Source organism: Enterobacter sp. Taxon_8, from assembly GCF_058354585.1.
In genome coordinates this window covers 2,561,890-2,588,524 of the sequence record NZ_CM177989.1, presented here as the reverse complement: position 1 = coordinate 2,588,524, position 26,635 = coordinate 2,561,890, and the positions used below count along the sequence as shown (strand labels likewise).

25 protein-coding genes are annotated in these 26,635 nt (G+C 56.4%); 7 read left to right on the top strand and 18 right to left on the bottom strand.

Going from position 1 to position 26,635, the window contains the following annotated elements; all coding sequences use genetic code 11:
• The first annotated feature begins 108 nt into the window (after nucleotides 1–108).
• Nucleotides 109–1,383, top strand: a complete 1,275-nt coding sequence (gene tyrS, locus AC4IBF_RS12175) for a tyrosine--tRNA ligase (RefSeq protein ID WP_080327312.1) — start codon at nucleotides 109–111, stop codon at nucleotides 1,381–1,383.
• A gap of 66 nt (nucleotides 1,384–1,449) precedes the next feature.
• On the top strand, nucleotides 1,450–2,310 hold the full coding sequence (gene pdxY / locus AC4IBF_RS12170) for a pyridoxal kinase PdxY (RefSeq protein ID WP_115874868.1): 861 nt from the start codon (nucleotides 1,450–1,452) through the stop codon (nucleotides 2,308–2,310).
• 87 nt (nucleotides 2,311–2,397) lie between these two features.
• Here the strand turns inward: pdxY and gstA are convergent, their stop codons facing one another.
• From gstA to blr, 12 genes are all read right to left on the bottom strand, one after another.
• The gene (gene gstA / locus AC4IBF_RS12165) at nucleotides 2,398–3,003 is read right to left on the bottom strand and encodes a glutathione transferase GstA (protein ID WP_133294249.1); all 606 of its coding nucleotides are present in this window, start codon (nucleotides 3,001–3,003) and stop codon (nucleotides 2,398–2,400) included.
• 105 nt (nucleotides 3,004–3,108) lie between these two features.
• A complete protein-coding gene (gene dtpA / locus AC4IBF_RS12160; RefSeq protein WP_063409046.1) occupies nucleotides 3,109–4,617 on the bottom strand; it encodes a dipeptide/tripeptide permease DtpA in 1,509 nt (502 codons plus the stop codon).
• 591 nt (nucleotides 4,618–5,208) lie between these two features.
• Nucleotides 5,209–5,844, bottom strand: coding sequence for an endonuclease III (gene nth / locus AC4IBF_RS12155; RefSeq protein ID WP_008500570.1), 636 nt, complete (start codon nucleotides 5,842–5,844; stop codon nucleotides 5,209–5,211).
• A complete protein-coding gene (locus tag AC4IBF_RS12150) occupies nucleotides 5,841–6,527 on the bottom strand; it encodes an electron transport complex subunit E (RefSeq protein WP_023617347.1) in 687 nt (228 codons plus the stop codon). Before AC4IBF_RS12150 ends, nth begins: the two co-directional genes overlap by 4 nt.
• 2 nt (nucleotides 6,528–6,529) lie before the next feature.
• On the bottom strand, nucleotides 6,530–7,150 hold the full coding sequence (gene rsxG, locus AC4IBF_RS12145; RefSeq protein ID WP_248173663.1) for an electron transport complex subunit RsxG: 621 nt from the start codon (nucleotides 7,148–7,150) through the stop codon (nucleotides 6,530–6,532).
• Nucleotides 7,151–7,160: 10 nt separating this feature from the next.
• Nucleotides 7,161–8,213 (bottom strand): electron transport complex subunit RsxD, encoded by a 1,053-nt coding sequence (rsxD, locus tag AC4IBF_RS12140; RefSeq protein WP_032651036.1) that lies wholly within the window; start codon nucleotides 8,211–8,213, stop codon nucleotides 7,161–7,163.
• A complete protein-coding gene (rsxC, locus tag AC4IBF_RS12135) occupies nucleotides 8,214–10,235 on the bottom strand; it encodes an electron transport complex subunit RsxC (protein ID WP_136194742.1) in 2,022 nt (673 codons plus the stop codon).
• Nucleotides 10,228–10,806: an electron transport complex subunit RsxB gene (rsxB, locus tag AC4IBF_RS12130; protein WP_252092805.1), complete on the bottom strand. Its 579-nt coding sequence runs from the start codon at nucleotides 10,804–10,806 to the stop codon at nucleotides 10,228–10,230. Before rsxB ends, rsxC begins: the two co-directional genes overlap by 8 nt.
• Nucleotides 10,806–11,387, bottom strand: coding sequence for an electron transport complex subunit RsxA (gene rsxA / locus AC4IBF_RS12125; RefSeq protein ID WP_063438368.1), 582 nt, complete (start codon nucleotides 11,385–11,387; stop codon nucleotides 10,806–10,808). Before rsxA ends, rsxB begins: the two co-directional genes overlap by 1 nt.
• A 76-nt stretch (nucleotides 11,388–11,463) precedes the next feature.
• On the bottom strand, nucleotides 11,464–11,904 hold the full coding sequence (locus AC4IBF_RS12120; RefSeq protein WP_115874872.1) for a DUF2569 domain-containing protein: 441 nt from the start codon (nucleotides 11,902–11,904) through the stop codon (nucleotides 11,464–11,466).
• Nucleotides 11,905–11,990: 86 nt separating this feature from the next.
• Entirely contained in the window at nucleotides 11,991–12,206 is a 216-nt protein-coding gene (ydgT, locus tag AC4IBF_RS12115; RefSeq protein ID WP_013096896.1) for a transcription modulator YdgT, read from the bottom strand.
• Nucleotides 12,207–12,437: 231 nt separating this feature from the next.
• Nucleotides 12,438–12,563, bottom strand: a complete 126-nt coding sequence (gene blr, locus AC4IBF_RS12110) for a division septum protein Blr (protein WP_168112406.1) — start codon at nucleotides 12,561–12,563, stop codon at nucleotides 12,438–12,440.
• A gap of 243 nt (nucleotides 12,564–12,806) precedes the next feature.
• Between blr and AC4IBF_RS12105 the strand changes: the two genes are divergently transcribed.
• Nucleotides 12,807–13,847 (top strand): oxidoreductase, encoded by a 1,041-nt coding sequence (locus AC4IBF_RS12105; RefSeq protein WP_133294253.1) that lies wholly within the window; start codon nucleotides 12,807–12,809, stop codon nucleotides 13,845–13,847.
• Nucleotides 13,848–13,899: 52 nt separating this feature from the next.
• Here the strand turns inward: AC4IBF_RS12105 and add are convergent, their stop codons facing one another.
• The 3 genes from add to malX all read right to left on the bottom strand — a co-directional run bounded on the left by add (nucleotide 13,900) and on the right by malX (nucleotide 17,811).
• Complete coding sequence (gene add, locus AC4IBF_RS12100; protein ID WP_479974888.1) at nucleotides 13,900–14,901, bottom strand: adenosine deaminase; 1,002 nt, start codon at nucleotides 14,899–14,901, stop codon at nucleotides 13,900–13,902.
• Nucleotides 14,902–14,997: 96 nt separating this feature from the next.
• Nucleotides 14,998–16,170: a MalY/PatB family protein gene (locus tag AC4IBF_RS12095; RefSeq protein WP_252092806.1), complete on the bottom strand. Its 1,173-nt coding sequence runs from the start codon at nucleotides 16,168–16,170 to the stop codon at nucleotides 14,998–15,000.
• 48 nt (nucleotides 16,171–16,218) lie between these two features.
• Nucleotides 16,219–17,811 carry a maltose/glucose-specific PTS transporter subunit IIBC gene (malX, locus tag AC4IBF_RS12090; protein WP_252092807.1) on the bottom strand — a complete coding sequence of 531 codons (1,593 nt, stop codon included), beginning with the start codon at nucleotides 17,809–17,811 and terminating at the stop codon, nucleotides 16,219–16,221.
• A gap of 178 nt (nucleotides 17,812–17,989) precedes the next feature.
• Between malX and AC4IBF_RS12085 the strand changes: the two genes are divergently transcribed.
• Nucleotides 17,990–19,018, top strand: a complete 1,029-nt coding sequence (locus AC4IBF_RS12085) for a Mal regulon transcriptional regulator MalI (RefSeq protein WP_032663672.1) — start codon at nucleotides 17,990–17,992, stop codon at nucleotides 19,016–19,018.
• A 2-nt stretch (nucleotides 19,019–19,020) separates the two neighbouring features.
• On the opposite strand, the gene AC4IBF_RS12080 is transcribed toward AC4IBF_RS12085, so the two are convergent.
• A complete protein-coding gene (locus tag AC4IBF_RS12080) occupies nucleotides 19,021–19,917 on the bottom strand; it encodes a LysR family transcriptional regulator (RefSeq protein ID WP_133294256.1) in 897 nt (298 codons plus the stop codon).
• A 108-nt stretch (nucleotides 19,918–20,025) separates the two neighbouring features.
• Here AC4IBF_RS12080 and AC4IBF_RS12075 point away from each other — a divergent pair, with 108 nt between their 5' ends.
• Together AC4IBF_RS12075 and AC4IBF_RS12070 are read left to right on the top strand one after the other, a co-directional pair.
• A complete protein-coding gene (locus AC4IBF_RS12075; RefSeq protein WP_133294257.1) occupies nucleotides 20,026–21,006 on the top strand; it encodes an MBL fold metallo-hydrolase in 981 nt (326 codons plus the stop codon).
• A 15-nt stretch (nucleotides 21,007–21,021) separates the two neighbouring features.
• Nucleotides 21,022–21,876 carry an alpha/beta fold hydrolase gene (locus AC4IBF_RS12070; RefSeq protein WP_143345022.1) on the top strand — a complete coding sequence of 285 codons (855 nt, stop codon included), beginning with the start codon at nucleotides 21,022–21,024 and terminating at the stop codon, nucleotides 21,874–21,876.
• Between the two features lie 38 nt (nucleotides 21,877–21,914).
• Here AC4IBF_RS12070 and AC4IBF_RS12065 read toward each other — a convergent pair whose 3' ends face one another.
• Nucleotides 21,915–23,447 carry a YdgA family protein gene (locus AC4IBF_RS12065; protein ID WP_325848106.1) on the bottom strand — a complete coding sequence of 511 codons (1,533 nt, stop codon included), beginning with the start codon at nucleotides 23,445–23,447 and terminating at the stop codon, nucleotides 21,915–21,917.
• Nucleotides 23,448–23,546: 99 nt separating this feature from the next.
• Entirely contained in the window at nucleotides 23,547–24,722 is a 1,176-nt protein-coding gene (gene manA, locus AC4IBF_RS12060) for a mannose-6-phosphate isomerase (RefSeq protein WP_491462844.1), read from the bottom strand.
• Between the two features lie 199 nt (nucleotides 24,723–24,921).
• Here manA and fumA point away from each other — a divergent pair, with 199 nt between their 5' ends.
• Nucleotides 24,922–26,568, top strand: coding sequence for a class I fumarate hydratase FumA (gene fumA, locus AC4IBF_RS12055; RefSeq protein ID WP_024909338.1), 1,647 nt, complete (start codon nucleotides 24,922–24,924; stop codon nucleotides 26,566–26,568).
• Nucleotides 26,569–26,635 lie beyond the last annotated feature (67 nt).

Below are 26,635 nucleotides of genomic sequence, written 5' to 3'. Positions count from 1 at the left end.
TTAAGCGCTAGCGCACGCCGCGCTTGCGCTTTATTCTATGGGTCCTTTCGCATCAGGCGAAAAGTCGTGTACCGGCAAAGGTGCAGTCGTTTATACATGGAGAATTTGATGGCAAGCAGTAACTTGATTAAACAATTGCAAGAGCGGGGCCTCGTGGCCCAGGTGACGGACGAGGAAGCGTTAGCAGAGCGACTGGCGCAAGGCCCGATCGCGCTCTATTGCGGCTTCGATCCCACCGCTGACAGCTTGCATTTGGGGCATCTTGTTCCATTGTTATGCCTGAAACGCTTCCAGATGGCGGGCCATAAGCCTGTTGCCCTGGTGGGCGGCGCGACCGGTCTGATTGGTGACCCAAGCTTTAAAGCCGCTGAGCGTAAACTGAACACCGAAGATACCGTGCAGGAGTGGGTGGATAAGATCCGCAAACAGGTTGCGCCGTTCCTCGACTTCAACTGTGGTGATAACGCCGCGATTGCCGCCAACAACTACGACTGGTTTGGCAGCATGAACGTGCTGACCTTCCTGCGTGACATCGGCAAACACTTCTCTGTTAACCAGATGATTAACAAAGAGGCTGTGAAGCAGCGTCTGAACCGTGACGACCAGGGTATCTCCTTTACCGAGTTCTCCTACAACCTGCTGCAGGGGTATGACTTTGCCTGCCTGAACAAACTGCACGGCGTTTCCCTGCAGATTGGCGGTTCTGACCAGTGGGGCAACATCACCTCCGGTATCGATCTGACCCGTCGTCTGCACCAGAACCAGGTGTTTGGTCTGACCGTTCCGCTGATTACCAAAGCAGACGGCACCAAATTTGGTAAGACTGAGGGCGGCGCGGTATGGCTCGATCCGAAGAAAACCAGTCCGTACAAATTCTACCAGTTCTGGATCAACACGGCGGATGCCGATGTTTATCGCTTCCTGAAGTTCTTCACCTTCATGGATATCGCAGAGATCAACGCGCTGGAAGAAGAAGATAAGAACAGCGGTAAAGCGCCACGCGCGCAGTACGTGCTGGCGGATGAAGTGACCAAACTGGTTCACGGTGAAGAAGGTCTGGCCGCGGCAAAACGCATTACCGCTAGCCTGTTTAACGGCACCCTGAGCGATCTGAGCGAAGCGGACTTTGAACAGCTGGCGCAGGACGGCGTGCCAATGGTTGAGATGGAGAAAGGGGCTGACCTGATGCAGGCGCTGGTGGACTCTGAACTGCAGCCTTCCCGCGGTCAGGCGCGTAAAACCATCGCGTCTAACGCGATCACCATCAACGGTGAGAAACAGGCCGACCCGGAATACACCTTCGTTGACGGCGATCGTCTGTATGGCCGTTACACCCTGCTGCGTCGCGGTAAGAAAAACTACTGCCTTGTCTGCTGGAAATAATTAACAGTCTCCAGGGGCGTGGGAAACCACGCCCCTTTTGTTTTTTCAGGGTTTGGTAAGAAAATAATGAAGAACATCCTCGCCATTCAGTCCCACGTCGTTTTTGGACATGCTGGCAATAGCGCAGCGGAATTCCCGATGCGTCGCCTCGGCGCCAACGTCTGGCCCCTCAATACCGTCCAGTTTTCCAATCACACGCAGTACGGCAAATGGACCGGCTGCGTGATGCCGCCTTCGCACCTTACCGAGGTTGTGCAGGGCATTGCCGATATCGACCAGCTCAAGCGCTGTGATGCCGTACTGAGCGGTTATCTTGGTTCAGCGGAGCAGGGGGAGCATATCCTCGGCATCGTACGCCAGGTGAAAGCCGCAAATCCGTCGGCAAAATACTTCTGCGACCCGGTTATGGGTCATCCGGAAAAAGGCTGCATCGTGGCGCCAGGCGTTGCGGAGTTCCACGTCCGCCACGCTCTGCCCGCCAGCGATATCATTGCGCCAAACCTGGTGGAACTGGAGATCCTCTGCGAGCATCCGGTTAACAGCGTAGAAGAGGCAGTAACTGCATCTCGCGAGCTGATCGCGCAGGGGCCTGAGGTTGTGCTGGTAAAACATCTCGCACGCGCAGGGCTAAGTCAGGATCGCTTTGAGATGCTGCTGGTGACGAAAGACGATGCCTGGCACATCAGCCGTCCGCTGGTGGATTTTGGTAAACGCCAGCCGGTGGGCGTGGGGGATGTGACCAGCGGCCTGCTGCTGGTGAAATTACTTCAGGGGGCAACGCTGCGCGATGCGCTGGAGCATGTGACTGCGGCAGTATACGAAATTATGATGGCGACGAAAGAAATGCAGGAATATGAACTGCAGGTGGTCGCAGCACAGGATCGAATCGCGAAGCCGGAGCACTATTTCAGCGCAACCCAGCTTTAAACGATACCGGGTGGCGCTGCGCGTGAGGGGCTGTGAATTTTGTAGGCCGGGTAAGCGCAGCGCCACCCGGCAACAGAGGCCGCTCGGTTAGTTCAACCCTTCCGCTTTCAGCGCCGCAGCCACCGCAGGACGCTCTGCCACACGCTTCATATACGATGCAATGTGGTCTAACCCTTCCAGATTCAGCTTAACCGCACGAGCCCAGCGCAGCACGGTGAACAGATACGCATCGGCAATCGTGAAGCGCGACCCGCCAATCCACTGTCCGTCTTTCAGTGATTCGTTAACGTACTGCAGCTTTTTCTCAAGAAGCGCACGCAGGGTCGGCTTAAACTCTTCCGGCGTATCCGGGCGGAACAGGGGGGTAAACCCTTTGTGCAGCTCGGTGGCAATGTAGTTCAGCCATTCCAGCGTCTTATAGCGAGAAATGGTACTGACCGGTGCCAGCAGCTGGCGATCGGGCACGCTATCGGCCAGAAACTGCATAATCGCCACGCCTTCGGTCAGCAGAGTACCGTCATCCAGCAGGAGCGCCGGAACTTGTCCTTTCGGGTTAATGGCAAGAAAGTCATCGCCATTTTCCAGGCGCTTTTTCATCAGATCAACGCCATCCAGCGTGAAATCTTTGCCGCTCTCGCGCAGGGTGATATGGGAAGCAAGAGAGCACGCGCCCGGTTTGTAGAACAGTTTCATCGGTAACTCCTTTTTGCTGAGGTTTCAGCTATGTTAGTGCGCGAACGGCCAAAAAAAAAGCCGCTAATGCGTTAGCGGCTTCTGTTCAGTCGTTTCTCAATAATCTTACGCAGTAGCAGTTTTGGTCGCTTCAGCCGTCTTGTCGTCGTCCTGAGTCATACGATTCAGTTTCGGCGCGGTCAGCAGCATCAGCGCAGCGATCACCGCTGTCGCGATACCAATCTGCATGAACACGGTACCGTAGACGTTCAGGGAGACCAGTGGGTCAGTGACGTTTTCAGGCACAGCCATCAGGTTCGCAATTTTACCCGCAATGATTGCCGCACCGGCAGTGGTCAGGAACCAGCTACCCATAATGAAGCCCATCAGACGCTGCGGCACCAGCTGTGCAACCATCGCCAGACCCAGACCGGAGATCATCAGTTCGCCGATAGACTGCAGCGCGTAGCTCAGGATCAGCCAGTTAACGGAGACGATGCCTGCGTCAGTGGCAAACTTGGTACCCAGCGGCAGCACCAGGAACGCGCCTGAGCACAGTACCATACCGATTGCGAACTTGTGCGGCATTGGCAGACGGTCACCCATCTTGTTATAGATAGCGGCCAGAATCGGGCTACCAATCATGATCCAGAACGGGTTCAGCGCCTGATATTGCTCCGGCTCGAACGCGATGCCCAGAATAGAGTGCTCAACGTTACGAATGGCGAAGAAGTTCAGAGAGGTTGGCATCTGGCTGTACAGCACGAAGAAGATAATCGCTTCCAGCATCAGAATGAACGCCACAATCATCTTGCGGCGGGCAGCACCCTGCATGGCGAACGCTTCTTTTGCAAAGATAACCACGATACCCAGCGCAACCACGCCCAGAACGGCACGAGCGATACCCTGGTTGTGCAGTAGCCAGGTGGCTATTGCCGCGAGGACAACAACGCCCACGATAGTCGCCAGCAGTTTGCCCATGTGTACAGGCTCGAAGTCAGGTTTTGAACCGTAGTCTTTAACCCAGCTGCGGCAGAACAGGAAGTTCACAACGGTGATCAGCATACCCACGAAGCTCAGCGCAAACGCCACGCTCCAGCCGAATTTCGCGGCGAGCCATGGGGTTGCCAGCATCGAGAAGAATGAACCGATGTTGATGGACATGTAGTACATGGTAAATGCACCGTCCAGACGCGGGTCATCTTTGCTGTAGCAGGTAGAGAGCAGGGAAGACGGGTTCGCTTTGAACAGACCGTTACCCACGGCGATCGTTGCCATGCCCATATACACGACAGCGGCATCGTGCCCTGACCATGCCACCAGACCATAGCCAATTGCCAGTACAATAGCGCCCAGCATAATGACGCGCTTAGTACCCAGAACTTTATCACCCAGCCAGCCGCCGATAGCAACCAGACCATAGACAAGGGCACTGAAGGAGGAGAACAGCGTGATGGAATCAGCTTCAGACATACCCAGCTGTTTGACCAGGTAAACCGCCATGATCCCTTGCAGGCCGTAATAACCAAAACGCTCCCATAACTCGATAGAGAAGATGAGATAGAACGCTTTAGGCTGTTTAAAAGCGTTAAGACTCACGCTTTCATCTGTTGGTTTATTGTTTGCAGTAGACACATATACCTCTTTTTTTACATCCCATATTAACGGGGGTGTTCATAGCGTGATGGCCGTAGTCCATACGCCTTATAGTTATATTGGGAGGAGAAACGGCGGGTAATGTTCACTATCCTGCCCCATCTGGCAATACGTTTGTAATAATCTGTTACATATATCTGAAGTGGTATAATCGTCGGTTCATGCAAATGTTATTCAGCGTTAAATTTTATACGATGTATAAAGGTAGTTTTTTCGACTGGCAGAGCCCCGTCAGGACCGGTGTTTGGCGATATGTTCTGCTATTTGCTGCTTCTGGCAGTGATATAGCCCATATTCTGAAAAATAGATGGTCTTATCGTCGGCAAAAAAAGAAGAGTGTCTTGTCAGATAAAGGGTTTAGGCTGATTTTGACAACAAAAATACAACATGAAGTTATCAGGGTGATCGCGATCACAGATGTATAGAAATTTTTGGCTATGAAAAAACTATTAACCTGTTTGAGCGTTAAACAACCGAAGAAGTGACAGGTGAGGGTAAACGAAAGGCGGACAAATAGCGGGGAAAAGAAGGGCTTCTGGTAGCCCTTGTTTTGGTAAGGGATTGTGACATTCAGGGATACACTTTTTCTTTGTATTCGCAGAGATCTTCAATAATACAGGAGCCGCAGCGAGGCTTACGGGCAATACACGTGTAACGACCGTGCAGAATCAGCCAGTGATGGCAATCAACCTTAAACTCAGCCGGAACCACTTTAAGCAGCTTCTCTTCGACCTGCTCGACATTTTTCCCCGGCGCGAAGTTGGTCCGGTTAGACACGCGAAAAATATGCGTATCTACGGCAATAGTGGGCCAGCCAAACGCGGTGTTGAGCACCACGTTGGCAGTCTTACGCCCCACGCCCGGTAAGGCTTCCAGCGCGGCGCGATCTTCCGGCACTTCCCCTCCATGCTGTTCGAGCAGGATCCGGCAGGTCTTAATGACGTTCTCGGCTTTGCTGTTAAACAGGCCGATGGTTTTGATATACGACTTCACGCCTTCCACGCCCAGCTCCAGCATGGCCTTCGGCGTATTGGCGACCGGATAGAGCAGGGCGGTGGCTTTATTGACGCTCACGTCGGTAGCCTGTGCGGAGAGCAACACGGCGATCAGCAGCTCAAACGGGGAGGTAAAATTCAGCTCCGTCGTCGGGTGCGGGTTCTCGTCCCGCAGACGGGTCAGGATCGCAATGCGCTTTTCTTTATTCATGAAGCCTTCTCGGGTGTCCCTTCCAGAACGCTGCGCTCAGCCGCGCGGCGCTTACGTTTCTCATCAATCAGGTATTTTATCGCCAGCATCATGCCAAGGCCAATAAACGCGCCGGGCGGCAGCATCGCCAGCAGGAACGGCGTATCGGTGTGGAACACTTCAACGCGCAGGGCCTTGGCCCAGCCGCCCAGCAGGGCATCTGCGCCGTCGAACAGCGTACCGTTGCCGAGGATTTCGCGCAGAGAGCCCAGCACGAACATGGCGCAGGTGGCGCCCATGCCTATGGAAAAACCGTCCAGCGCCGACATGGCGGGGCTATTTTTCACCGCGAACGCTTCCGCACGCCCAACGACGATACAGTTGGTGACGATAAGAGGAATAAAGATCCCGAGCGACTGGTACAGGCCGAACGCGTAGGCGTTAATCAGCATCTGAACAATACTGACCACCGACGCAATGATCATGACGTAAATCGGAATACGAATTTCCGACGGCGTCCAGCGTCGCAGGGCAGAGATGGAGAGGTTGGTCAGGGTCAATACCAGGGTGGTTGCCAGACCCAGACCGAGCGCGTTGGTGGCGGTGGACGTTACCGCCAGCAGGGGGCACATCCCCAGAAGCTGCACCAGCGCGGAGTTGTTCTTCCACAACCCCTGGACAATAACCTCTTTAACCTGGCTCATGATTACTCCTCACAGACCGGAAGATTGTTGATCTGCGCGGGCAGCGTTTCAGCGAACAGCCCGGCTCGTTTTACGGCATTTACCACCGCGCGTGGGGTGATGGTCGCACCGGTGAACTGGTCGAACTCGCCGCCATCTTTTTTCACCGCAAACGCGGTGTCACCTTCGCCATGGATCGCTTTACCGGCAAAGTGCAAAATCCAGTCGCTAAGACGGGTTTCAATTTTATCGCCAAGACCCGGCGTTTCATGGTGTTCCGTCACGCGGGTGCCCAGTATGGTGCCGGAGAAATCGCTGCCCACGAGCAGCTGAATGGCGCCGGAATAGCCGTCAGGCGCCGTCGCTTCCATCACCGCGCCAACCGGTTTATCCCCTTTGCGGGCGATAAAGAGGCGGTGCGGGCCTTTCCCTAGCTGCGGCGCGTCTACCACAAAGCAGCTTTTTTGCAGATCGTTATCGTAGAAATCGGACGGGATCACCTGATCGAACAGCGCCTTTTGCTGCTTCGAGGCCTGTTCTTCGATGGTCGTTTTGGTCAGCGCATTAACCAGTGCCGTCAGCCCCGTCAGCACCGCGGCGAAGACAGCCAGCGTGACGCCGTGTTTTTGCATCGTTTTTAACATGGCGAAACCCCTAGCGATGGCCATACACACGAGGGCGCGTGTAGTAGTCGATGAGCGGAACGGTAATGTTGGCAAGCAGGACGGCAAAGGCCACGCCGTCCGGGTACCCGCCAAAGCTGCGGATGAGCCAGACCAGCAGGCCCGCCAGCGCGCCGAAGATCAGGCGGCCGCGGTTAGTCGTTGACGCCGTCACCGGATCCGTCAGGATAAAGAAGGCTCCTAACATGGTGGCACCGGAGAGCAAATGCATCTGCGGGCTGGCCAGTGATTCAGGAGAAAAGACCCATCCCAGCGTGGCGCACACCGCCAGCGTCACGAGGAAGCTGACCGGAATATGCCAGCGGATGGCTTTCTGCTGCAGCAGGAACAGGCCGCCCAGCAGATACGCCAGGTTGACCCACTGCCAGCCCGCGCCCGCCAGCATGCCGCTGTAGATCGCGGACTTCATGATCTGCTCAACGCTGTGCCCGGCATGCAGGGATGTTTTAAAGGTATCGAGAGGCGTCGCCTGGCTGATACCGTCCACGCCCATGCGCAGGGCGTTCATATCCGCACCGAGTGCCGTATGGCCGGTAAAGATGACGTGCAGGGCATCCATAAAGCCCGGAACCGTGGCCGCAATCTCGTGCGGTGGCAGCCAGCTGGTCATCTGCACCGGGAAGGAGATCAGCAGCACCACGTAGCCAATCATCGCCGGGTTAAACGGGTTATGACCGAGCCCGCCGTACAGCTGTTTGGCAATGATCACCGCAAACACGGTGCCGAGCACTACCATCCACCACGGGGCAAACGGCGGAATACTGATGGCGAGAAGCAGGCCGGTCAGCAGCGCGGAGTTGTCGGCAAGAATACGGGAGACAGCCGCCTTGCGCAGCTTAAGGACAAGCGCTTCCGCCGCTAAGGCGCTGGCACAGCCCAGGATTATCTGGAACAGGGTTCCCCAGCCGAAAAACCAGCACTGAACGGCAATGCCCGGCAGCGCGGCCAGGCAGACCAGCATCATAATGCGCGACGTCTGGCGCTGATTGTGGGTGTAAGGGGAGCTTGCGATTCTGAAAACCATTTAATCCTCGTTAACTGCTTGCTGTGCGGCTTTCTTCGCCTGAACGCGCGCGATGGCGGCGGCCACGGCGGCTTTGCGCGGGTCATCGTTGGCGGCCTGCGGCTGCTCTTCCTGCTGCGCCGCCTTACGGGCTTTAGCCCGGGCAATCGCCGCTTCGACGGCGGCTTTACGCGGGTCGACCGGTGCTTCTGTTTCTGCAGCTGGCGTCTGCTGCGCCGCCTTGCGCGCTTTGGCCCGGGCAATCGCCGCTTCGACGGCCGCTTTGCGAGGGTCGACCGCTTCCTGCTCAACCACCACGTTCTGCTCGCCGGCTTTGCGCGCTTTGGCGCGGGCTATTGCCGCTTCAACGGCCGCTTTACGCGGGTCAACCTCGGCATCCGTCTGGACCGTTTGCGCTTTTTCAGCCTGACGAGCGCGAGCCTGGGCTTTGCGAGCTTCACGCGCCGCGATGGCTTCACTGTTGTCAGGCTTCTCGCCGGCCGGGATCACCACAGGCTGCGCAGCTGTCGCTTTTTTCTCACGAACGCGCGCCAGTGCGGCGTTAATGGCATCCTGATCTTTCTCGCCGGGCTGAACCGCGGCCTGCTTATGGCGCTCCTGACGGGCGATTTTTTCGCGCTCCAGTCGCGCCTGGCGCGCTTCGAAACGTGCCTTAGCTTCCGCGGCGCGTTTTTCTTCCATGGAGATAGCATAAATCTCAGCCTTCTCCTGGCGGAAATACTGCACCAGCGGGATGTTGCTTGGGCAGACCCAGGCGCAGGCGCCGCATTCGATGCAGTCGGCCAGGTTATGGGCTTTTGCCTTGTCGTGCAGCTGCCCTTTGCTGTACCAGTACAGCTGTTGCGGCAGCAGATCCGCCGGGCAGGCATCGGCGCAGGCGCTGCAGCGGATGCAGCCTTTCTCTTCCTGCTCTTCGCCCATCTCGGTCGGGGAAGGGGCGAGCAGACAGTTGGTAATTTTCACTACAGGCACATCGAGCCACGGCAGGGTAAAGCCCATCAGCGGGCCTCCCATGATCACCATCTGGTCGCTGCCCGGGCAAAACTCAGCCTGCTCCAGCAGGTGACGCACCGGCGTACCCAGTCGTGCCCAGACGTTGCCCGGACGAGAGACCGATTCCCCGGTCAGCGTTACCACGCGCTCGGTCAGCGGCTCGCCGTCGATCACCGCGCGCTTCACGGCGTACGCGGTGCCGACGTTCTGCATCAGCACGCCGATATCCGAAGAGCGTCCGCCGTGCGGCACCTGCTTACCGGTAAGGATTTGCGTCAGCTGTTTAGCACCGCCAGAGGGGTACTTGGTCGGGATGACGCGCAGGCTGATATCGTGGCTACCGGCCAGCACGGCGCGAAGCATCGAGATAGCCTGAGGTTTATTGTCTTCGATACCGATCAGCACTTCCCGCGGCTGCAGAATGTGCGCCAGGATGCGGATGCCTTCCACCACCTGGGCGGCGCAGTCCTGCATCAGACGATCGTCAGCGGTAATGTACGGTTCGCATTCGGCGGCGTTGATAATCAGCGTCTGAATATTATCGCCACCGCCGCGCAGCTTGACGCCTGTCGGGAAGCCTGCGCCGCCGAGGCCGGCAACGCCGAACTGATGAATACGTTCGATGAGTACTTCGCGGCTCTGGCTGCGGTAATCGCTCCAGCCATCACGGTCGATCCAGCGGTCTTCACCGTCGGCTTCAATAATCACGCTCAGCTCTGAAAGCGCTGACGGATGGGCCACCGTATGGGGTGCGATGGCGACCACCTTACCGGAGGTGGGAGCGTGCACCGGCAGCATACGTCCGCGGCCAAAGGTCAGCGGCTGACCGCGAAGGACCGTATCGCCTTCTTTGACGCACAGCTCACCCTCAGCGCCGATGTGCTGCTTGAGCGGCATAACGAAACGGGTCGCCAGCGGAATTTGACGCAGCGGCGTGCCGCTAGACTGGGTTTTCATCTCCGGTGGATGAATACCCCCGTCAAAATCCCAAATCTTCTCTTTTCTGAAAGCAGAAAATAACTTAAGCATGTTGTTCCACAGGAATATTGCGAACCGGAATGGTTTGAAGATCCCACTTCCAGCTTTCGGTAGTCGTTTCAACCGGGCGCAGCTCGATACATTGCGTCGGGCAGGGTGCTACGCAGAGGTTACAGCCGGTGCACAGGTCCGCCACCACGGTATGCATGGCGCGAGTTGCGCCAACAATGGCGTCGACCGGGCAGGCCTGAATACATTTGGTGCAGCCGATGCAGTTCGCTTCGTCGATCACGGCCAGCGCGCGGACCGGCTCCAGCATCTCCGCATCGCCGTCAACGGGCTGCGGATCAACGTTAAGCAGGGCCGCAATTTTCAACATCACCGCTTCGCCGCCGGGCGCACAGCGGTTAATTTTTTCACCCTGAATGCCTACCGCTTCCGCGTAGGGACGGCAGCCAGGGTAGCCGCACTGCCCGCACTGGCTTTGCGGCAGGAGTTCATCAATTTTCTCAACAACAGGATCGTCCTCTACCGCGAAGCGGCGGGAGGCGTAACCCAGGATAAGGCCAAACACCAACCCCAGAACGCTAATAGAGGCGATGGCAATCCAGATAGCACTCATTACAACTTCACCAGACCACTAAAGCCCATAAAGGCCAGAGACATTAAACCTGCGGTCACCAGCGCAATCGCGTTACCGCGGAAGGGGGCGGGGATATCCGCTGCCGCCAGACGCTCGCGAATCGACGCGAACAGAACCATAACAAATGAGAAACCGACTGCAGCGGAAAAACCGTACAGCGCCGACTGCATAAAGTTATGGCCAAGGTTGATATTCAGCAGCGCCACGCCGAGAACGGCGCAGTTGGTAGTGATCAGCGGCAGGAAGATACCCAGCAGGCGATAGAGCGCCGGGCTGGTTTTGCGCACCACCATTTCGGTAAATTGCACTACCACTGCGATAACCAGAATAAAGGCCAGCGTCCGGAGATAGGTTAACCCCAGCGGAATGAGGATCCAGGTATCAATCCACCACGCGCAGATGGACGCCAGCGTCATGACGAAGGTCGTCGCTAGCCCCATGCCCATTGCCGTTTCCAGCTTTTTGGAAACGCCCATAAACGGACACAGGCCAAGGAACTTCACCAGAACGAAGTTGTTAACCAGCACGGTGCCGACAAAGAGCAGTAAGTAATCGGTCATTATTTAGCCTGAAATAAAAAAGCCGCCTATTATCGGACAAACACACGCAGGCGACAACAGGTTATCTGTAGGGTTATTACGGGTTCACGAAGGTGTTTTTCACCCGCGTCGAACGCTTGAAGTAGGGTACCAGCAGCGCCGCGGCCAGCAACGGGAAAAGCAGCTGACGAACGGCCAGCGCGTCTGAAACGGGCGAAAAAGCAAACGCCTTAACCGCCAGCAGGACCGAAACCAGCAGCCAGATAATGTAGTGCTTAGGCACATTCTTACGGCGCTTAAAGAAGGCGATGGTCAGCCACAGCGTGTAGTACCACATCCCGATCGCGAAAACGAATGACACAAACCACAAAGCAATATTCAGCACGTTTTGCGACATCAGGGTCTGGATGGCGTGAGGGGTAATCAGTGCGGTGGTATAAAGCAGCAGCGCAAGTGATGCGCTTAATAAGGCAACCAGCAGCCATGCCAGTGGGGCGATTAACCAGCCTCCAATGCGTTCTCCAGGCGTTGCGGTCATGAACTCTCCCATAATCTGCGCGAAATGTTTTACAGCCAGTTGGCAGGGCGGAGAGTATATAACATTTCGCGCGGATGGCTACTTTCTTATAAAACGTAGCGCCATACGGACTTAGGCACTTCACCCACGTTGAACAAACGACCGCCGGAAACCAGCTCCGCACGGCGATGGTCAGCGGCACGATACATATTAATGATGTCCTGATTATCAGACAGGGTGTAGTTCAGATGGTCAAACAGTTTTTCCAGGCTCTCAAGCGAATTGATCTTGCGAAATTTTAATAAATAGTCCTGAACTGTCATATTAATAAGTTTCCATATAAAAGTGAGTAATACCAGTTAAGGTAATTCGTTCGAATAATAAACGGATTAATAAAGACGTAAACAGCCCACTCAGGTAACGCGACGAAATTAGGAGTTTTCTTTGCTGAAATTCAGGCATCAGACGATGCCTGGAAGAGAAGGTTAACCGTGTTCACCAGGGCTGGCAATAAGTAACTGACATATTATGTCACTCTTTATTGCGGTAACCGGTTACTTGGGTTGGGCGACTGTGACAGGCTCCGGCGGCTGGTAGTTATCGATATGGCTGGCTACACCCAGCAAAATGACCGAAACCCCAAGGACAATCCATCCCGCTAATTCAATGATTCGATTAATAATTGACGTCATGATTCGTAGTTGTACTTTATCCTTAAATACAGGGTGCAAATGTTACAGCGACGTTTCCCCGGCCGCAAGCGCTTTGGGAACGGTTCCCTTAAACAAAATCAGTAGGTTAATACTATGTAACAAAAACAACCCGTACGACCTGCTATTTTAAGTCATATGGCACATTATTAATCTGTGGCAATGCCAGGCTAGCCAGTGTGAAATAAGAACGTCATAAAAGAGGATGGCACTATGAGTGATAATATCCGCGTTGGGCTTATCGGCTACGGGTATGCAAGCAAAACGTTTCATGCGCCTCTGATAGCCGGGACGCCGGGAATGGCGCTGGCAGCGGTAACCAGCAGCGATGCCGCTAAAGTCCATACAGACTGGCCTTCCGTGCCGGTTGTCTCTGAGCCAAAACACCTTTTCAACGATCCGAATATTGATTTAATCGTTATCCCCACGCCGAACGACACCCACTTTCCACTGGCAAAGGCCGCGCTGGAAGCCGGCAAGCACGTGGTTGTCGATAAGCCCTTTACCGTTACGTTGTCTCAGGCGCGCGAGTTGGATGCGCTGGCAAAGAGTCTGGGCAGGTTGCTGTCGGTGTTCCATAACCGCCGCTGGGACAGCGACTTTTTAACGGTAAAAAGGCTTCTCAGTGAGGGCACATTAGGGGAGATCCTCTTTTTTGAATCGCACTTTGACCGCTTCCGTCCGCAGGTACGAAACCGCTGGCGCGAGCAGGCCGGTCCGGGCAGCGGCATCTGGTACGATTTAGCCCCGCATCTGCTGGATCAGGCCGTCAATCTTTTTGGTCTGCCGGTGAGCATGACGGTCGATCTGGCCCAGCTCAGGCCCGGAGCACAGACGACCGATTACTTCCACGCGGTGCTGAGTTACCCGCAGCGGCGGATTGTGCTCCACGGTACGATGGTCGCGGCCGCGGAATCGGCCCGCTATATTATGCACGGCACGCGCGGGAGCTACGTGAAGTTTGGTCTCGACCCGCAGGAAGACCGGCTGAAAAGCGGTGAACGTTTACCGCAGGAAGACTGGGGCTATGATATGCGCGACGGCGTAGTGACGCGGGTGGAAGGCGAGGAGCTGGTCGAGGAGACCTTTCTGACGATACCGGGTAACTATCCGGCCTATTATGCGGGCATCCGCGATGCGCTGAACGGTACGGGCGAAAATCCGGTTCCGGCCAGCCAGGCGATACAGATTATGGAGCTGATTGAGCTGGGTATTGAATCTGCCAAACATCGCGCGACGCTCTGTCTGGCATAATTTTAAATATTTTAGTAGGCCGGGTAAGCGTTAGCGCCACCCGGCAGCGGAGTTAACCGCGAGCCACTTTATCTTTCAGCGCCTGCTTCTCTGCAGGCGTCAGGAAGGCACTCTCCAGCCCGTTGATCTGCGCCTGACGGATCTGCTCGCGGCTCAGACCCGCCTGAGGTGCGGCGATGTTGTACTCATGGATGATATCCACGCCCTGTACCGCCGGATCGTCAGTGTTCAGAGAGGCCAGTACGCCGTGCTCAAGGAACGTTTTCAGCGGGTGCTGCGCCAGCGTTGCCACGGTGCTGGTCTGAATGTTAGACGTCAGGCACGACTCAATCCCGATACGCTGCTCCGCCAGGAAATCCATCAGCGCGCGATCTTCGACCGCCTTCACGCCGTGACCGATACGCTCGGCGCCCAGCTCGCGGATGGCCTGCCAGATGCTTTCCGGGCCAGCCGCTTCACCCGCATGTACGGTAATGTGCCAGCCGGCATCGCGCGCGCGGTTGAAGTGGGAGAGGAACATGCTGCCCGGGAAGCCCAGCTCGTCACCGGCGAGATCGACGGCGGTGATGGCATCGCGATGGGCCAGCAGCGCCTCCAGCTCCTGCAGGCAGGCGGCTTCACCGAACGTACGGCTCATGATGCCGATCAGGCGAGCCTGAACGTCGAAGGTTTTACATCCTTCGCGCACGCCTTCAATGACGGCTTCCACGACGCCTGCAACGGGCAGGCTGTGGGTCATTGCCATATAGCCCGGCGAGAAGCGCAGCTCGACGTAGTGCAGGCCGTTGCGGGCGGCATCTTCGATGTTCTCAAACGCCACGCGGCGGCAGGCCTCCAGCGACGCCAGCATCTTCACACCCCAGTCGAGTTTGCTCAGGAAGCTGACCAGGTCCGGTTCATTAGAGGTCACCTGTACGTGAGGGATCAGGGACTCAAGGGTCTGAGCAGGAAGCGTTAAATTGAACTGGCGGCCAAGATCGAGGATGGTTTGGGCACGAATGTTACCGTCAAGGTGACGATGAATATCAGTTAAAGGCAGGCGTGTATCAATCATGGTCGCACTCTTTTCTGGTTAAAGTGCGCCATATTATAAAAACAAAACGGGGTAAAAAGCTATTTGCGCAAGGGAATATTCCGTTGCGCAAATTGATTACAGGAGCGTATTAATCCCGGCAATCAGGCGTTGAACCCCTTGCTCAAGCTTGCTTCGCGGGCAGCCCGCATTCAGGCGTACGAAGCCAATTCCCTCTATTCCATAGGTATATCCCGGCATGATGGCGACCTTTTGCTGCTCGATCAGCACTTTTTGCAGCGCCCGATCGTCAATGTTCAGCGGGCGCAGATCGATCCAGGCCAGATAGGTCGCTTCCGGCGGCTGCCAGTTTAGTTTCGGAAAAGCGTGGTTTACTTCCTGCGCGATATACGACAAATTCCCTTCGAGATAACCCCGCAGGGCATCCAGCCACGGCTCCCCCTGCTGATAGGCCGCGATGTGGGCCGTAAGCGCCAGCACGGAAGGGGAAGAGAGTCCGTCCCGTCCTTTTAGCGCGCTGAGATAACCGTTACGGCTCTCTTCATCGCCAATCAAGCCGTAAGCGCCCGTAAGAGCTGGAATATTAAAGCTTTTCGAGCCGGAAGTGAGAAGCGCCCATTTCCAGCGCGCCACCGCGATCCACGGCGTGTGACGATGCTCTCCCCACACCATATCCATATGAATTTCATCGCTGATCACCGCCACGTCATAGCGTGCGCACAGTTCCGCCATGTGCGTCAGCTCATCCCGCGTCCAGACCTTACCGGTCGGATTCTGCGGGCTGCACAGCAGCAAAATTTTGTTTTCCGGTTTCGCCAGCGCCGCTTCGAGGGCCGCCATATTGCCCTGCCAGCCTGCCGCCTGCTTTTCCATCTCAACCGCCACAACACGACGCGCGTTACCCTCTATGGCCTTATAAAACGCATCGTATGCCGGGGTGTGTACCACCACGCCGTCGCCGGGGTTTGACCAGAGGCGTATCAGTTCAGAGACCATGTAGATGACGGAGGGGCCATAAACCACGGTTTCCGTATCAATCTGGTTGTTAAAGCGCTGCTGGAACCAGTGCGCGACGGCTGCGAGAAACTCGTCGTTTTTCCAGCGGCTATAGCCAAACACGCCGTGATGAATGCGCTGATGCAGCGCGTCGATTATGCAGGGGGCGGTGGCGAAATCCATATCCGAGATGGTGAAGGGCAGCAGATCGTCCGCGCCAAAACGGTCGGCGACGTAGTCCCACTGCGTACACCAGGTGCCGTGTCGATCCACGACGGTTGAGAAATCAAACATGCTTTAATCCTTAACGTAAAACCCCCTCATGGAGAGGGGGCTGAGGCATCAGGCTTCTACTGTTCGCATCAGGGTAGCCAGCTCATCTTTCACTGACTGTACCTGCGGGCCGATAACCACCTGCAAATTGTGCTGATTTAACTGTACCACGCCGATGGCCCGGTTGGCTTTCAGGGCGTTGGTATCGACTTTTGACATATCCGCCACCGACAAACGCAGGCGGGTAATGCAGTTATCCAGCGAGGTAATGTTATCTGCACCGCCCAGCGCTGCCAGAATTGCTGGGGTGTTATAGCCGGATTTGCCCACGGTACCGGCTACCGCCTGCTCAAAGCTGGTGGCCGTATCGGTATCGCGGCCAGGCGTTTTCAGGTTAAAGCGGGTGATGGCGAAGCGGAAGATGCCGTAGTACACCACGAACCAGATCGCCGCCACGACCGGCACCAGATACCACTTGGTGGAGAGGCCGTGCAGGATCCCGAACACCACGAAGTCGATCACGTTGCCGTCGGTGTTGCCGATGGTAACGCCCAGCACCGCCATCACGGTAAAGCCCAGACCGGTCAGCACAGCGTGAATCAGATACAGCACTGGCGCGACGAACAGGAACAGGAACTCGATAGGCTCGGTGGTACCGCCCACGACGCAGGCGATCACGCCGGAAATCAGCAGACCTTTAATTTTATGACGGTTTTCCGGGCGCGCGCAGTGGTACATCGCCAGCGCGGCACCCGGCAGGCCGCCGAGGAAGGCCGGCATTTTACCCTGAGACAGGAAGCGGGTTGCGCTCTCGGAGAAGCCGTGGGTGGCCGGGCAGCTCAGCTGCGCCTGGAAGATAGTCAGCGCGCCGCTCACATCGTGACCGCACACCTCCATGGTGCCGCCCGCTTCGGTGAAGCGAATTAGAGCCACCAGGATATGCTGCAGGCCAAACGGCAGGAGCAGACGCTCGCCGGTGCCGAAGATCATCGGACCAAAATCTCCCGCGCCGTTGATGATGCGGCCAATACCGTTAATGCCCATCGCAAAGACCGGCCAGATCAGCGGAATGATCAAACCAAACAGACCCATGACCACCAGGGTCACAATCGGCACAAAGCGGGTACCGCCGAAGAAGGCCAGGGCATCCGGCAGACGAATATTGTGGAAGCGCTCGTGCAGCATCCAGATAATCACGCCCGCGATCACTGCACCGAGGATCCCGGTATCAATAGACTGGATACCGATCACGCTTTGAATGTTGTTAGCTTTCAGCACGGCAGCGTCGGTTGTCGGCAGAATGCCTTTCGCGGTCAGCCAGAAGTTAACCGCCAGGTTCATCACCGCGTAACCCACAAAACCGGCAAACGCCGCGACGCCTTTGTTCTCGCGGGCCAGGCCCAGCGGGATAGCGATACAGAACATGACGGGCAGGAAGCTAAACGCAAAAGAGCCGACTTTACTCATCCAGATAAAGATCGCCTGCAGCACGGGGGTGCCGAGGAACGGGATCAGCGTAATGACGTCTTTACTGCTGAGTGAACTGCCGATCCCCAGCATGATCCCGCAGAACGAGAGAAGTGCCACGGGCAGCATGAAGGTTTTACCCAGTTGCTGGAAAAATTCCCACAGCGATATTTTTTGTGCTGCTTTCGCCGTCATAAAACGACTCCTTTATTGTTAAAATCAGTTTGTCTGCCTCAATGCTGCGAGAAGATAAAACGTTTTATCAAAGTTTAGTGCGCGCTAAATCACATTCTCAGGCTTTGACTGGTAGTATAAAGATAACGTATTGATAAAACGTTTTACCGATCTCATTTTCAGGGAGTCACGCCAACACATGGCCGTAGCGAAAAAAGTCACCATCAACGATGTCGCGCTGGCGGCGGGGGTTTCCGTCAGCACCGTTTCTCTGGTACTGAGCGGAAAAGGGCGCATCTCTCCCGCGACCGGTCAGCGGGTGAACGAGGCGGTTGAACAGTTGGGCTTTGTGCGTAACCGCCAGGCGTCGGCGCTGCGCGGGGGGCAAAGCGGGGTGATTGGTCTGATCGTTCGTGACCTGACGTCACCTTTCTATGCGGAGTTGACGGCCGGGTTAACCGAAGCGCTTGAAGCGCAGGGGCGGATGGTCTTTCTGCTTCACGGCGGCCGCGAAGCCGATCAGCTGCTTTCCCGGCTCGATATGCTGCTGAACCAGGGGGTGGACGGGGTGATCGTCGCAGGGGCGTCGGGCGTGGGCAGCGAGCTGTGCGAGCGTGCCGCCGAAAAAGGCGTGCCGCTGGTGTTTGCCTCGCGCGCCAGCTACCTCGACGAAGCCGATACGCTGCGTCCGGATAACATGCAGGCCGCGCAAATGCTGACCGAGCATCTTATTCGTCGCGGTCATCAGCGCATTGCCTGGCTGGGCGGGAAAAGCTCGTCCCTGACCCGCGCCGAGCGGGTCGGCGGCTACTGTGCGACGCTGATTAAATACGGCCTGCCGTTCCACAGCGAGTGGGTCGTGGAGTGTGAGTCCAGCCAGAAGATGGCGGCGGAAGCGATAGGCGCGCTGCTGCGAAGCAGCCCGACGATCAGCGCCGTGATTTGCTATAACGATGTGATCGCTATGGGGGCCTGGTTTGGCCTGATCCGCGCCGGGCGTCAGAGCGGCGAGGGCGGGGTGGAAACCTTCTTCGGCCACCAGGTGGCGCTGGGGGCGTTCGCCGACGTCGGTGAAAACGCGCTGGACGATCTGCCGATCGTCTGGGCCACTACCCCCGCGCGGGAGATGGGTTACACCCTGGCGGACAGAATCATGCAGCGTATCGACAATACGGATGTACAGGCCGGGCACCAGATTGTGGCGGCGCGCCTGGTGCCGGTAAAATAGTATCAGGTGAGTTGCGTTAGCGGATTGAGCAACAGTTCGGCTTCCAGTGCCTCCACAAATTTTCGTACTTTTGCCGGGATCAGCCTGGAGGTCGGATAAACCGCCCAAACGGCCAGCGATTCCGGCCGGGCATCCTCCAGGACGATCCGCTCGAGTTTACCCTCTCTGAAGGCCGGTTCTACGTACCAGCGAGATAAATTGGCGATGCCCAACCCTCCAAGGCAGGCTTCGAAAATGGCCTCAACAGAGTTCGCGGAGAATCGGCCCGAGACCTTTTGCCTGTAGCGCTGTTCGCCCTGTTCGAATGACCAGTGGACGGTATCTGAGGTGGTCAGACAGCTGTGTGCCGCCAGATCGTTAAACGATTTTGGATAGCCGTGTGCGACCAGATACGCCGGGCTGGCGCAAAGGTCTCGAGGGTTGTGACACAGGCGATGGGCAACCAGCCGGTTATCGCGCAGCGGCGCAATGCGTAACGCCACGTCAATGCCTTTGCCGACAATATCAACCTGTTCGTCGGTGGCGAGTAAATCGACCTGCAGGGCGGGATGCTGCTGCATGAACCGGGTCAGCATAGGAGCAACGATCTTACGGCCAAACCCTGCTGAGGCGGTAATGCGCAGGCGTCCGGTAAGATGCGTCCCCTCGGGAAACAGATCGGCCAGCGCATTATTTTTATCTTCCAGCAGCGCCTGCGCATGCGGCAAAAAAACATCCCCATCGCTGGTGGGTGAGAGGGAACGCGTGGTGCGATGCACCAGCCTGACCCCCAGTTCCGCCTCAAGATTATTAAGAGACCGTGATGCCGCCATAGGGCTCACAGAGAGCCGACGCGCGGCACCCGCCAGGCTACCCGCCTTGACGGCTTCGATAAACACTTCAACGTCTTCCAGTTTCATTGTATCGCTTTTCGTTATGCTGACCTATCAAAGTACATGTCTACATTATTAATCGTTACGCTGCCATAGTCTCTTCACAACCTGAAAAAATATCAGTCTGGGGTGAAGATGAAAAAGTTGAAAACGGTTCTGGCGTTCAGCGGCCTGCTCTTTGCAAGCACATCATGGGCAGATGCCCCCGCGCAGGTGAAACAGCAGGTCCCCGGTTATTATCGTCTGGCGATAGGGGAATATGAGGTGACGGCGCTGTTCGACGGCTATAACGATCTTTCGCCTTCCCTACTGCACGGGCTCTCAGGCGACAAGGTTCGCGAACTGTTGGCTCAACACAAAATTGATGCCGAACGCATGCCTACCGCCTTCAACGCGTTTTTGGTCAATACCGGTAAACACCTTGTGATGATTGACAGCGGAGGAGGCCACTGCATGTCGGAAACGGCCGGCCAGCTGGTCAGCAATATAAACGCATCAGGGTATCGTCCTGAGCAGGTCGATACCATTTTCCTGACCCACCTGCATCTTGACCACGTGTGCGGCCTGAGCGATGCAGACGGTAAGGCGCTGTTCCCCAATGCCACCGTCTACGTACCGCAGGGGGAGGCCGACTACTGGCTTGACCCTGCAAAAGAAGCGAGCGCGCCGGTTAACGCGAAGGAGTATTTCGCTATCGCCAGGAATGCGCTGTCTGCGTATAAAGCCACCGGTCACCTCAAAACCTTTGTCCCGCCAGCTTCGCCCATCCCGGAAGTCCAGACGGCATATGCCACTGGTCATACGCCTGGCAGTACCGTTTATCGCTTCGCGTCGCAGGGGACGGCTATCAACTTCATTGGGGATTTGATTCATGCTCCTGCCGTCCAGTTCCCGCACCCTGAAGTGTCTATTCGCTTTGATGTCGATCCGAAAAAAGCCATCTCATCCCGGGCGCAGGAGTTTAACGCGCTGGCGAAAGACGGTGAGTGGATGGCCGCAGCGCATCTGCCTTTCCCCGGTATCGGGCATATCACCGCCTGGCAGCAGGGCTTTAGCTGGAACCCGGTAAATTACGGTCCTTATCAACGTGCGGCCAACGTGCCTCTGCTGAAATAAAGTGAGGTGACGAGCATGAAAAGTTACACCGTAACGGCAAACGGTATCCGTCAGTTTGTGGTCGAAGAGGGTGAAGGCGCACCGGTTATTCTCCTGCATGGTTTTCCTGAAACAAACTATGCCTGGCGCTACCAGATACCCGTACTGTCCAGGCACTATCGCGTGATTGCGCCGGATTTACGCGGGTATGGCGAAACGGATAAACCTGCTTCTGGCTATGATAAGCGCAACATGGCGCGGGACATCCGGGAACTGATGCGTGTCCTGGGTTTACAGAAAGTGGTACTGGTGGGGCACGATCGCGGGGCGCGCGTCGCGACGCGGTTTGCAAAAGATTACCCTGAGCTGGTGGATCGACTGGTGGTGATGGATAACGTGCCAACGCGTATTGTGGCGCGCGATCTGAATGCGTCGATTGCGCGTGCATACTGGTTCTTTCTGTTTCATCTTGTGCCAGACCTGCCGGAAGCGCTGATTGCGGGTCGGGAGAATATCTGGCTACGCCACTTTTTCTCGGACTGGACCTACGATCCGTCGACCATCAGCGGCGAGGCGTTTGATACCTATGTTCGGGCGTATCAGGCACCGGGTGCCGTGCGAGGCGCTATGGCTGACTATCGCGCCAACGCAGAGGATGTGGCGCAGGATATGGCAGACGCTGAGGTGAAAATCACCTGCCCGGTAATGTCGCTGTGGGGAAATGATTTTCATGCGGTCGGCAAGCTTTTCGATATGGAAAGCGTCTGGGCCGAAATGGCGGAGAACCTGCGGGCGCATGGTATTGATGAGTGCGGCCACCTTCCGCAGGAAGAACAGCCTGAGAAAGTTAACGCGCTTCTGCTGGATTTCCTGGCGGGATGGAAAAGCTAGCAGGCAATAAAAACCCCTCATGCGAGGGGTTTTGCTGTTTACTGCTGCGGTGCCGCCGGTTCGGCTGGCGCTGCCGGTTCAGCCGGTTCCGGCATTCCCAGAGTAGGCATACCAAACATGCCGACAAAATCCTCCAGCGGCATTTTGTCGCCGTTGAGCGTGACCTGGCCGTTGGCGTACTGCAGGCTGGTGGAAATCGCGTTGTTATCCACCTTCGTGATGCGGAACATCTGGCCCATTGCCGCCAGGCCTTTCACTTGCTGGTTCGCCAGCTTGCCGGCGTCTTCATCGCCGTAGCCTTCCAGCTTCGCAATCTGGGTCATGAACTCGGTTGCCATATCCATCGGAATGGTCAGCTTGCTGTCGAGCGACTTCACGCTGCGATCCACTTCCTGCGCCAGCGTCTGCGGTTCACCCGTTGCGGTGGCCGGATCTTTCAGGAACAGCGACAGGTTGAAGCTGGTTTCGCCTTTGCTGTTTTTCCAGCTCAGCGGCGCAACGGTGACCACCGGCTCACCTTTCAGCAGGATCGGCAGGTTGTTGAACAGCACCGCCATCGCCTGCTGCTGGTAGACTTCCGGGTTTTGCTGCAGCGCGGCGTCGGTCAGCAGCGCCTGGCTCTCTTTGCTGTATTTCTGGCTAAACTCGTGCCACGCCTGACCGTCGATATTGCCGATCTTGAGCGAGAGTTTGCCGGTGCCCAGATCCTGATTCTGCACTTTCAGGCTCTTCAGCGTGTAATCCAGCTGGGTATTGATGCTCTTACCATCTTTAGAAACGTCGGATTTTCCGTTGACGTCCATGCCTTCCAGCACGGCCATCTCTTTTCCTTCAACAGCAATGGCGACTTTGTCGAGAGACAGTTTCTGATCGCCGATACGCTCCTGGAAATCGGTCATGCGGCTGTTGCCGTCGGCTTTCAGGTTATTGAAGGTGAGCTGAACTTTTTGGTTATATTCGTTCACGGCATTGACCAGGCCGCTTTCCGCTTCACCCGTCAGGGAGAACACGTTTCCATCGCGGTCAGCATCGAGTTTGAAGTGACCGCCGCTGAAGGCGACTTTCTCATTCTCTTTCTCGTAGTTCAGCGCTTTCAGAGCAATATCGGAACTCGTGTCACCGGAATAGCTAATGCGGGTATTAATGTCGAAAGGCGATTCATTCTTCGCCAGGTCAAAAAGCGGTTTGGTGACGTCATTATTCACCAGCACGGTATGGACGGACGCCATCGACGGGATCAGGTTAAAGGACTTCAGCTGCGCCAGCGGCAGGGGACCGTGGCTCACCACCTCGTCCAGCACCACGCTCTGGCCCGGTTTCAGCCAGCCGTTTGCAGCACCGGCAACCGGCTTCACTACCAGCTGCATGCGGCTGGTAAACACGCCGCGATGATAATTCTGGTAGCTCAGTTCCAGACCTGCTTCCGGCGCGCTGCGCTTAATCTCTCCGTTAGCCTGCGCCACCATCTCAGCCAGACGGCCTTCCAACTGTTTCCCGGTAAACCAGGAGGCACCCGTCCAGACCACGCCTAACGCTACAATCACTCCAACCGCTACGACCGATTTTTTCATTGCGACTATCCCTAAAATGAAACCAGGCGGTAAAAACCGCCTGGAGATATTAAGCCTGCAACTAGCTTAGCAAGAGTTGTTAAAAAATTCAGTAAGTGGTTAAAGCTTATTGAAAACGCGCGCCAGACGACCGGTGCCGCTTACGCTAACCGGAGACTCATTGGCTGCAACGAATGCTGACTCACCGGGCTTAAGCACCAGATACTGTTCGCCTTTACGCAGCGTCGCTTCGCCTTCCACGCAGAACAGGATCGCCGCGCTCTCCTGAGCCACAGACGTTTCGGCGCTGCTCAGGTCGTGCAGGGAGAAGGCAAAATCGTCCACCGGAATCGGGAAGTCCAGTTCTGCGCCGTTTTTCACCGGCTGAGTCAGCAGCTCTGCGGCAGGTTTCGCCACAAACTTCACGTTGGCAACCAGCTCGGGGATGTCGATATATTTTGGCGTCAGGCCCGCGCGCAGCACGTTATCGGAGTTGGCCATCACCTCCAGCGCCACGCCCTGAAGGTAGGCGTGCGGGGTTTCAGCGAACAGGAACATTGCTTCACCCGGATTCAGCTTCACCACGTTCAGCAGCAGAGGGGAGAACAGGCCGCTGTCGTCCGGATAGAATTCGGAAATCAGACGGATGGTCTCCCACGGTTCACCTTGCTGGCTGTCCAGGGCGGCTTTCAGTACCGCCAGCGCGTGGGACTTCTCTTCACCCTGCATATTCAGCAGGCTGGCAAACAGCTGGCTAAGCGCGTCGGCGTTCGGGTTTTCAAGGAAATGCGCGATAGCGTTATGGGCACCCGCGACCGGCTGCAGCAGGGAGATAATTTCTGAAAACTCGCGGAATGCGTTCATCGCCAGGAAAGGCGTCAGCGCGAACACCAGTTCCGGCTTGTGGTTAGGATCTTTGTAGTTACGCTCGGCGGCGTCTAACGGAATACCCGCCGCGTTCTCTTTCGCAAAGCCGATTTCAGACGCTTGCTTGTTCGGGTGAACCTGGATGGAGAGCGGCTGGTCTGCGCACAGCACTTTAAACAGGAACGGCAGTTCGCCAAAGCGCTGAGCCACCTTGTCGCCCAGCAGCGCGGCTTTATCGGCCTCGATTACGTCACGCAGGCTGCGCACCTGGCCGCTGGCGTCTTCAATTTTTGAGCTGCTCTTCGGGTGCGCCCCCATCCACAGTTCTGCCATCGGCAGGTTGTTCGGGTTCGCGATACCGTAGAGATCCGTTAACGCAGTTTTACTTCCCCAGGCGTAGTTCTGCACTGAGTTAATGAGTTTTTGCATTATCAAGCCCTGATTCAATGATGGAATTAACTCCGGGTATTAAAGCAATAAACCACATGGAAGTAACCTGTGGATGTAAAAAGTCGTACTAGTCTCAGTTTTTGTTAAAAAATTGTGTAGGATAAGCTGACTCGCTTTTAAGCCGGGCAGCGGAACATCTGCCCTGAATAAACAGACCGAAGCAGTAAGTGAGAGAACAATGTCGAATAAACCCTTCCATTATCAGGATCCTTTTCCCCTCAGTAAGGATCAGACCGAGTATTACCTGTTAACCCGCGATCACGTCTCCGTCTCTGAGTTTGAAGGACAAGAGATCCTCAAGGTGGATCCGCAGGCGCTGACGCTGCTGGCGCAGCACGCTTTCCACGACGCCTCGTTTATGCTCCGTCCTGCCCATCAGCAGCAGGTGGCCGATATTCTGAGTGACCCGGAAGCCAGCGAAAACGATAAGTACGTTGCCCTGCAGTTCCTGCGTAACTCCGATATCGCGGCGAAAGGCATTCTGCCAACCTGTCAGGATACCGGTACGGCGATCATCGTCGGTAAAAAAGGCCAGCGCGTCTGGACCGGCGGCGGTGACGAAGCGGCGCTGGCACACGGCGTTTATAACACCTACACCGAAGACAACCTGCGCTATTCGCAAAACGCGGCGCTGGACATGTATAAAGAGGTCAACACCGGCACCAACCTGCCTGCACAGATAGACCTCTACAGCGTCGACGGGGACGAGTACAAATTCCTCTGTATCGCCAAAGGCGGCGGTTCGGCCAACAAAACCTATCTCTATCAGGAAACCAAAGCGCTGCTCACCCCGGGTAAGCTGAAGAACTACCTGGTTGAGAAGATGCGCACCCTCGGCACCGCGGCGTGCCCGCCGTACCATATCGCGTTTGTGATTGGCGGCACGTCGGCTGAAAGCACGCTGAAGACTGTGAAGCTAGCCTCAACCAAATACTACGACGGCCTGCCAACCGAAGGTAACGAGCACGGCCAGGCGTTCCGCGACGTTCAGCTTGAGCAGGAGCTTCTGGAAGAAGCGCGTAACCTGGGTCTTGGCGCGCAGTTTGGCGGCAAATACTTTGCCCACGACGTGCGCGTGATCCGTCTGCCGCGTCACGGTGCTTCCTGTCCGGTCGGGATGGGCGTCTCCTGCTCTGCGGATCGCAACATCAAGGCGAAGATCAACCGCGAAGGCGTGTGGATCGAAAAACTGGAAAACAACCCGGGCAAATATATCCCGGAAGAGCTGCGCAAAGCGGGCGAGGGGGAAGCGGTCCGCGTTGACCTGAACCGTCCGATGAAAGAGATTCTGGCGCAGCTTTCGCAGTATCCGGTCTCGACCCGTCTCTCCCTGAACGGCACGATTATCGTGGGCCGCGACATCGCGCACGCGAAGCTGAAAGAGCGTCTGGACAACGGCGAAGGGCTGCCGCAGTACATTAAAGATCACCCGATCTACTACGCCGGCCCGGCGAAAACGCCTGAAGGCTACGCCTCTGGCTCGTTAGGCCCAACCACGGCGGGCCGTATGGACTCGTACGTTGACCAGCTGCAGGCCAACGGCGGCAGCATGATCATGCTCGCGAAAGGCAACCGCAGCCAGCAGGTGACGGACGCCTGCCACAAGCACGGCGGCTTCTACCTCGGCAGCATCGGCGGCCCGGCTGCGGTTCTGGCGCAGGGCAGCATCAAGAGCCTGGAGTGCGTGGAATACCCGGAACTGGGTATGGAAGCGATCTGGAAAATTGAGGTGGAAGATTTCCCGGCGTTCATCCTCGTGGATGACAAAGGCAACGACTTCTTCAAGCAGATCCAGTCGTCCCAGTGTTCGGCGTGTGTGAAGTAAATCTGTAAATTGCCGGGTGGCGCTGACGCTTACCCGGCCTGGATTTTCGTAGGTCGGGTAAGGCGCA

What these genes read in the sequence shown, in the direction of transcription:
- tyrS (WP_080327312.1), top strand. Translation starts at nt 109, where the DNA reads ATGGCAAGCAGTAACTTGATTAAACAATTGCAAGAGCGGGGCCTCGTG.
- pdxY (WP_115874868.1), top strand. Translation starts at nt 1,450, where the DNA reads ATGAAGAACATCCTCGCCATTCAGTCCCACGTCGTTTTTGGACATGCT.
- gstA (WP_133294249.1), bottom strand. Translation starts at nt 3,003, where the DNA reads ATGAAACTGTTCTACAAACCGGGCGCGTGCTCTCTTGCTTCCCATATC.
- nth (WP_008500570.1), bottom strand. Translation starts at nt 5,844, where the DNA reads ATGAATAAAGAAAAGCGCATTGCGATCCTGACCCGTCTGCGGGACGAG.
- AC4IBF_RS12150 (WP_023617347.1), bottom strand. Translation starts at nt 6,527, where the DNA reads ATGAGCCAGGTTAAAGAGGTTATTGTCCAGGGGTTGTGGAAGAACAAC.
- rsxG (WP_248173663.1), bottom strand. Translation starts at nt 7,150, where the DNA reads ATGTTAAAAACGATGCAAAAACACGGCGTCACGCTGGCTGTCTTCGCC.
- rsxD (WP_032651036.1), bottom strand. Translation starts at nt 8,213, where the DNA reads ATGGTTTTCAGAATCGCAAGCTCCCCTTACACCCACAATCAGCGCCAG.
- rsxC (WP_136194742.1), bottom strand. Translation starts at nt 10,235, where the DNA reads ATGCTTAAGTTATTTTCTGCTTTCAGAAAAGAGAAGATTTGGGATTTT.
- rsxB (WP_252092805.1), bottom strand. Translation starts at nt 10,806, where the DNA reads ATGAGTGCTATCTGGATTGCCATCGCCTCTATTAGCGTTCTGGGGTTG.
- rsxA (WP_063438368.1), bottom strand. Translation starts at nt 11,387, where the DNA reads ATGACCGATTACTTACTGCTCTTTGTCGGCACCGTGCTGGTTAACAAC.
- AC4IBF_RS12120 (WP_115874872.1), bottom strand. Translation starts at nt 11,904, where the DNA reads ATGACCGCAACGCCTGGAGAACGCATTGGAGGCTGGTTAATCGCCCCA.
- ydgT (WP_013096896.1), bottom strand. Translation starts at nt 12,206, where the DNA reads ATGACAGTTCAGGACTATTTATTAAAATTTCGCAAGATCAATTCGCTT.
- AC4IBF_RS12105 (WP_133294253.1), top strand. Translation starts at nt 12,807, where the DNA reads ATGAGTGATAATATCCGCGTTGGGCTTATCGGCTACGGGTATGCAAGC.
- add (WP_479974888.1), bottom strand. Translation starts at nt 14,901, where the DNA reads ATGATTGATACACGCCTGCCTTTAACTGATATTCATCGTCACCTTGAC.
- AC4IBF_RS12095 (WP_252092806.1), bottom strand. Translation starts at nt 16,170, where the DNA reads ATGTTTGATTTCTCAACCGTCGTGGATCGACACGGCACCTGGTGTACG.
- malX (WP_252092807.1), bottom strand. Translation starts at nt 17,811, where the DNA reads ATGACGGCGAAAGCAGCACAAAAAATATCGCTGTGGGAATTTTTCCAG.
- AC4IBF_RS12085 (WP_032663672.1), top strand. Translation starts at nt 17,990, where the DNA reads ATGGCCGTAGCGAAAAAAGTCACCATCAACGATGTCGCGCTGGCGGCG.
- AC4IBF_RS12080 (WP_133294256.1), bottom strand. Translation starts at nt 19,917, where the DNA reads ATGAAACTGGAAGACGTTGAAGTGTTTATCGAAGCCGTCAAGGCGGGT.
- AC4IBF_RS12075 (WP_133294257.1), top strand. Translation starts at nt 20,026, where the DNA reads ATGAAAAAGTTGAAAACGGTTCTGGCGTTCAGCGGCCTGCTCTTTGCA.
- AC4IBF_RS12070 (WP_143345022.1), top strand. Translation starts at nt 21,022, where the DNA reads ATGAAAAGTTACACCGTAACGGCAAACGGTATCCGTCAGTTTGTGGTC.
- AC4IBF_RS12065 (WP_325848106.1), bottom strand. Translation starts at nt 23,447, where the DNA reads ATGAAAAAATCGGTCGTAGCGGTTGGAGTGATTGTAGCGTTAGGCGTG.
- manA (WP_491462844.1), bottom strand. Translation starts at nt 24,722, where the DNA reads ATGCAAAAACTCATTAACTCAGTGCAGAACTACGCCTGGGGAAGTAAA.
- fumA (WP_024909338.1), top strand. Translation starts at nt 24,922, where the DNA reads ATGTCGAATAAACCCTTCCATTATCAGGATCCTTTTCCCCTCAGTAAG.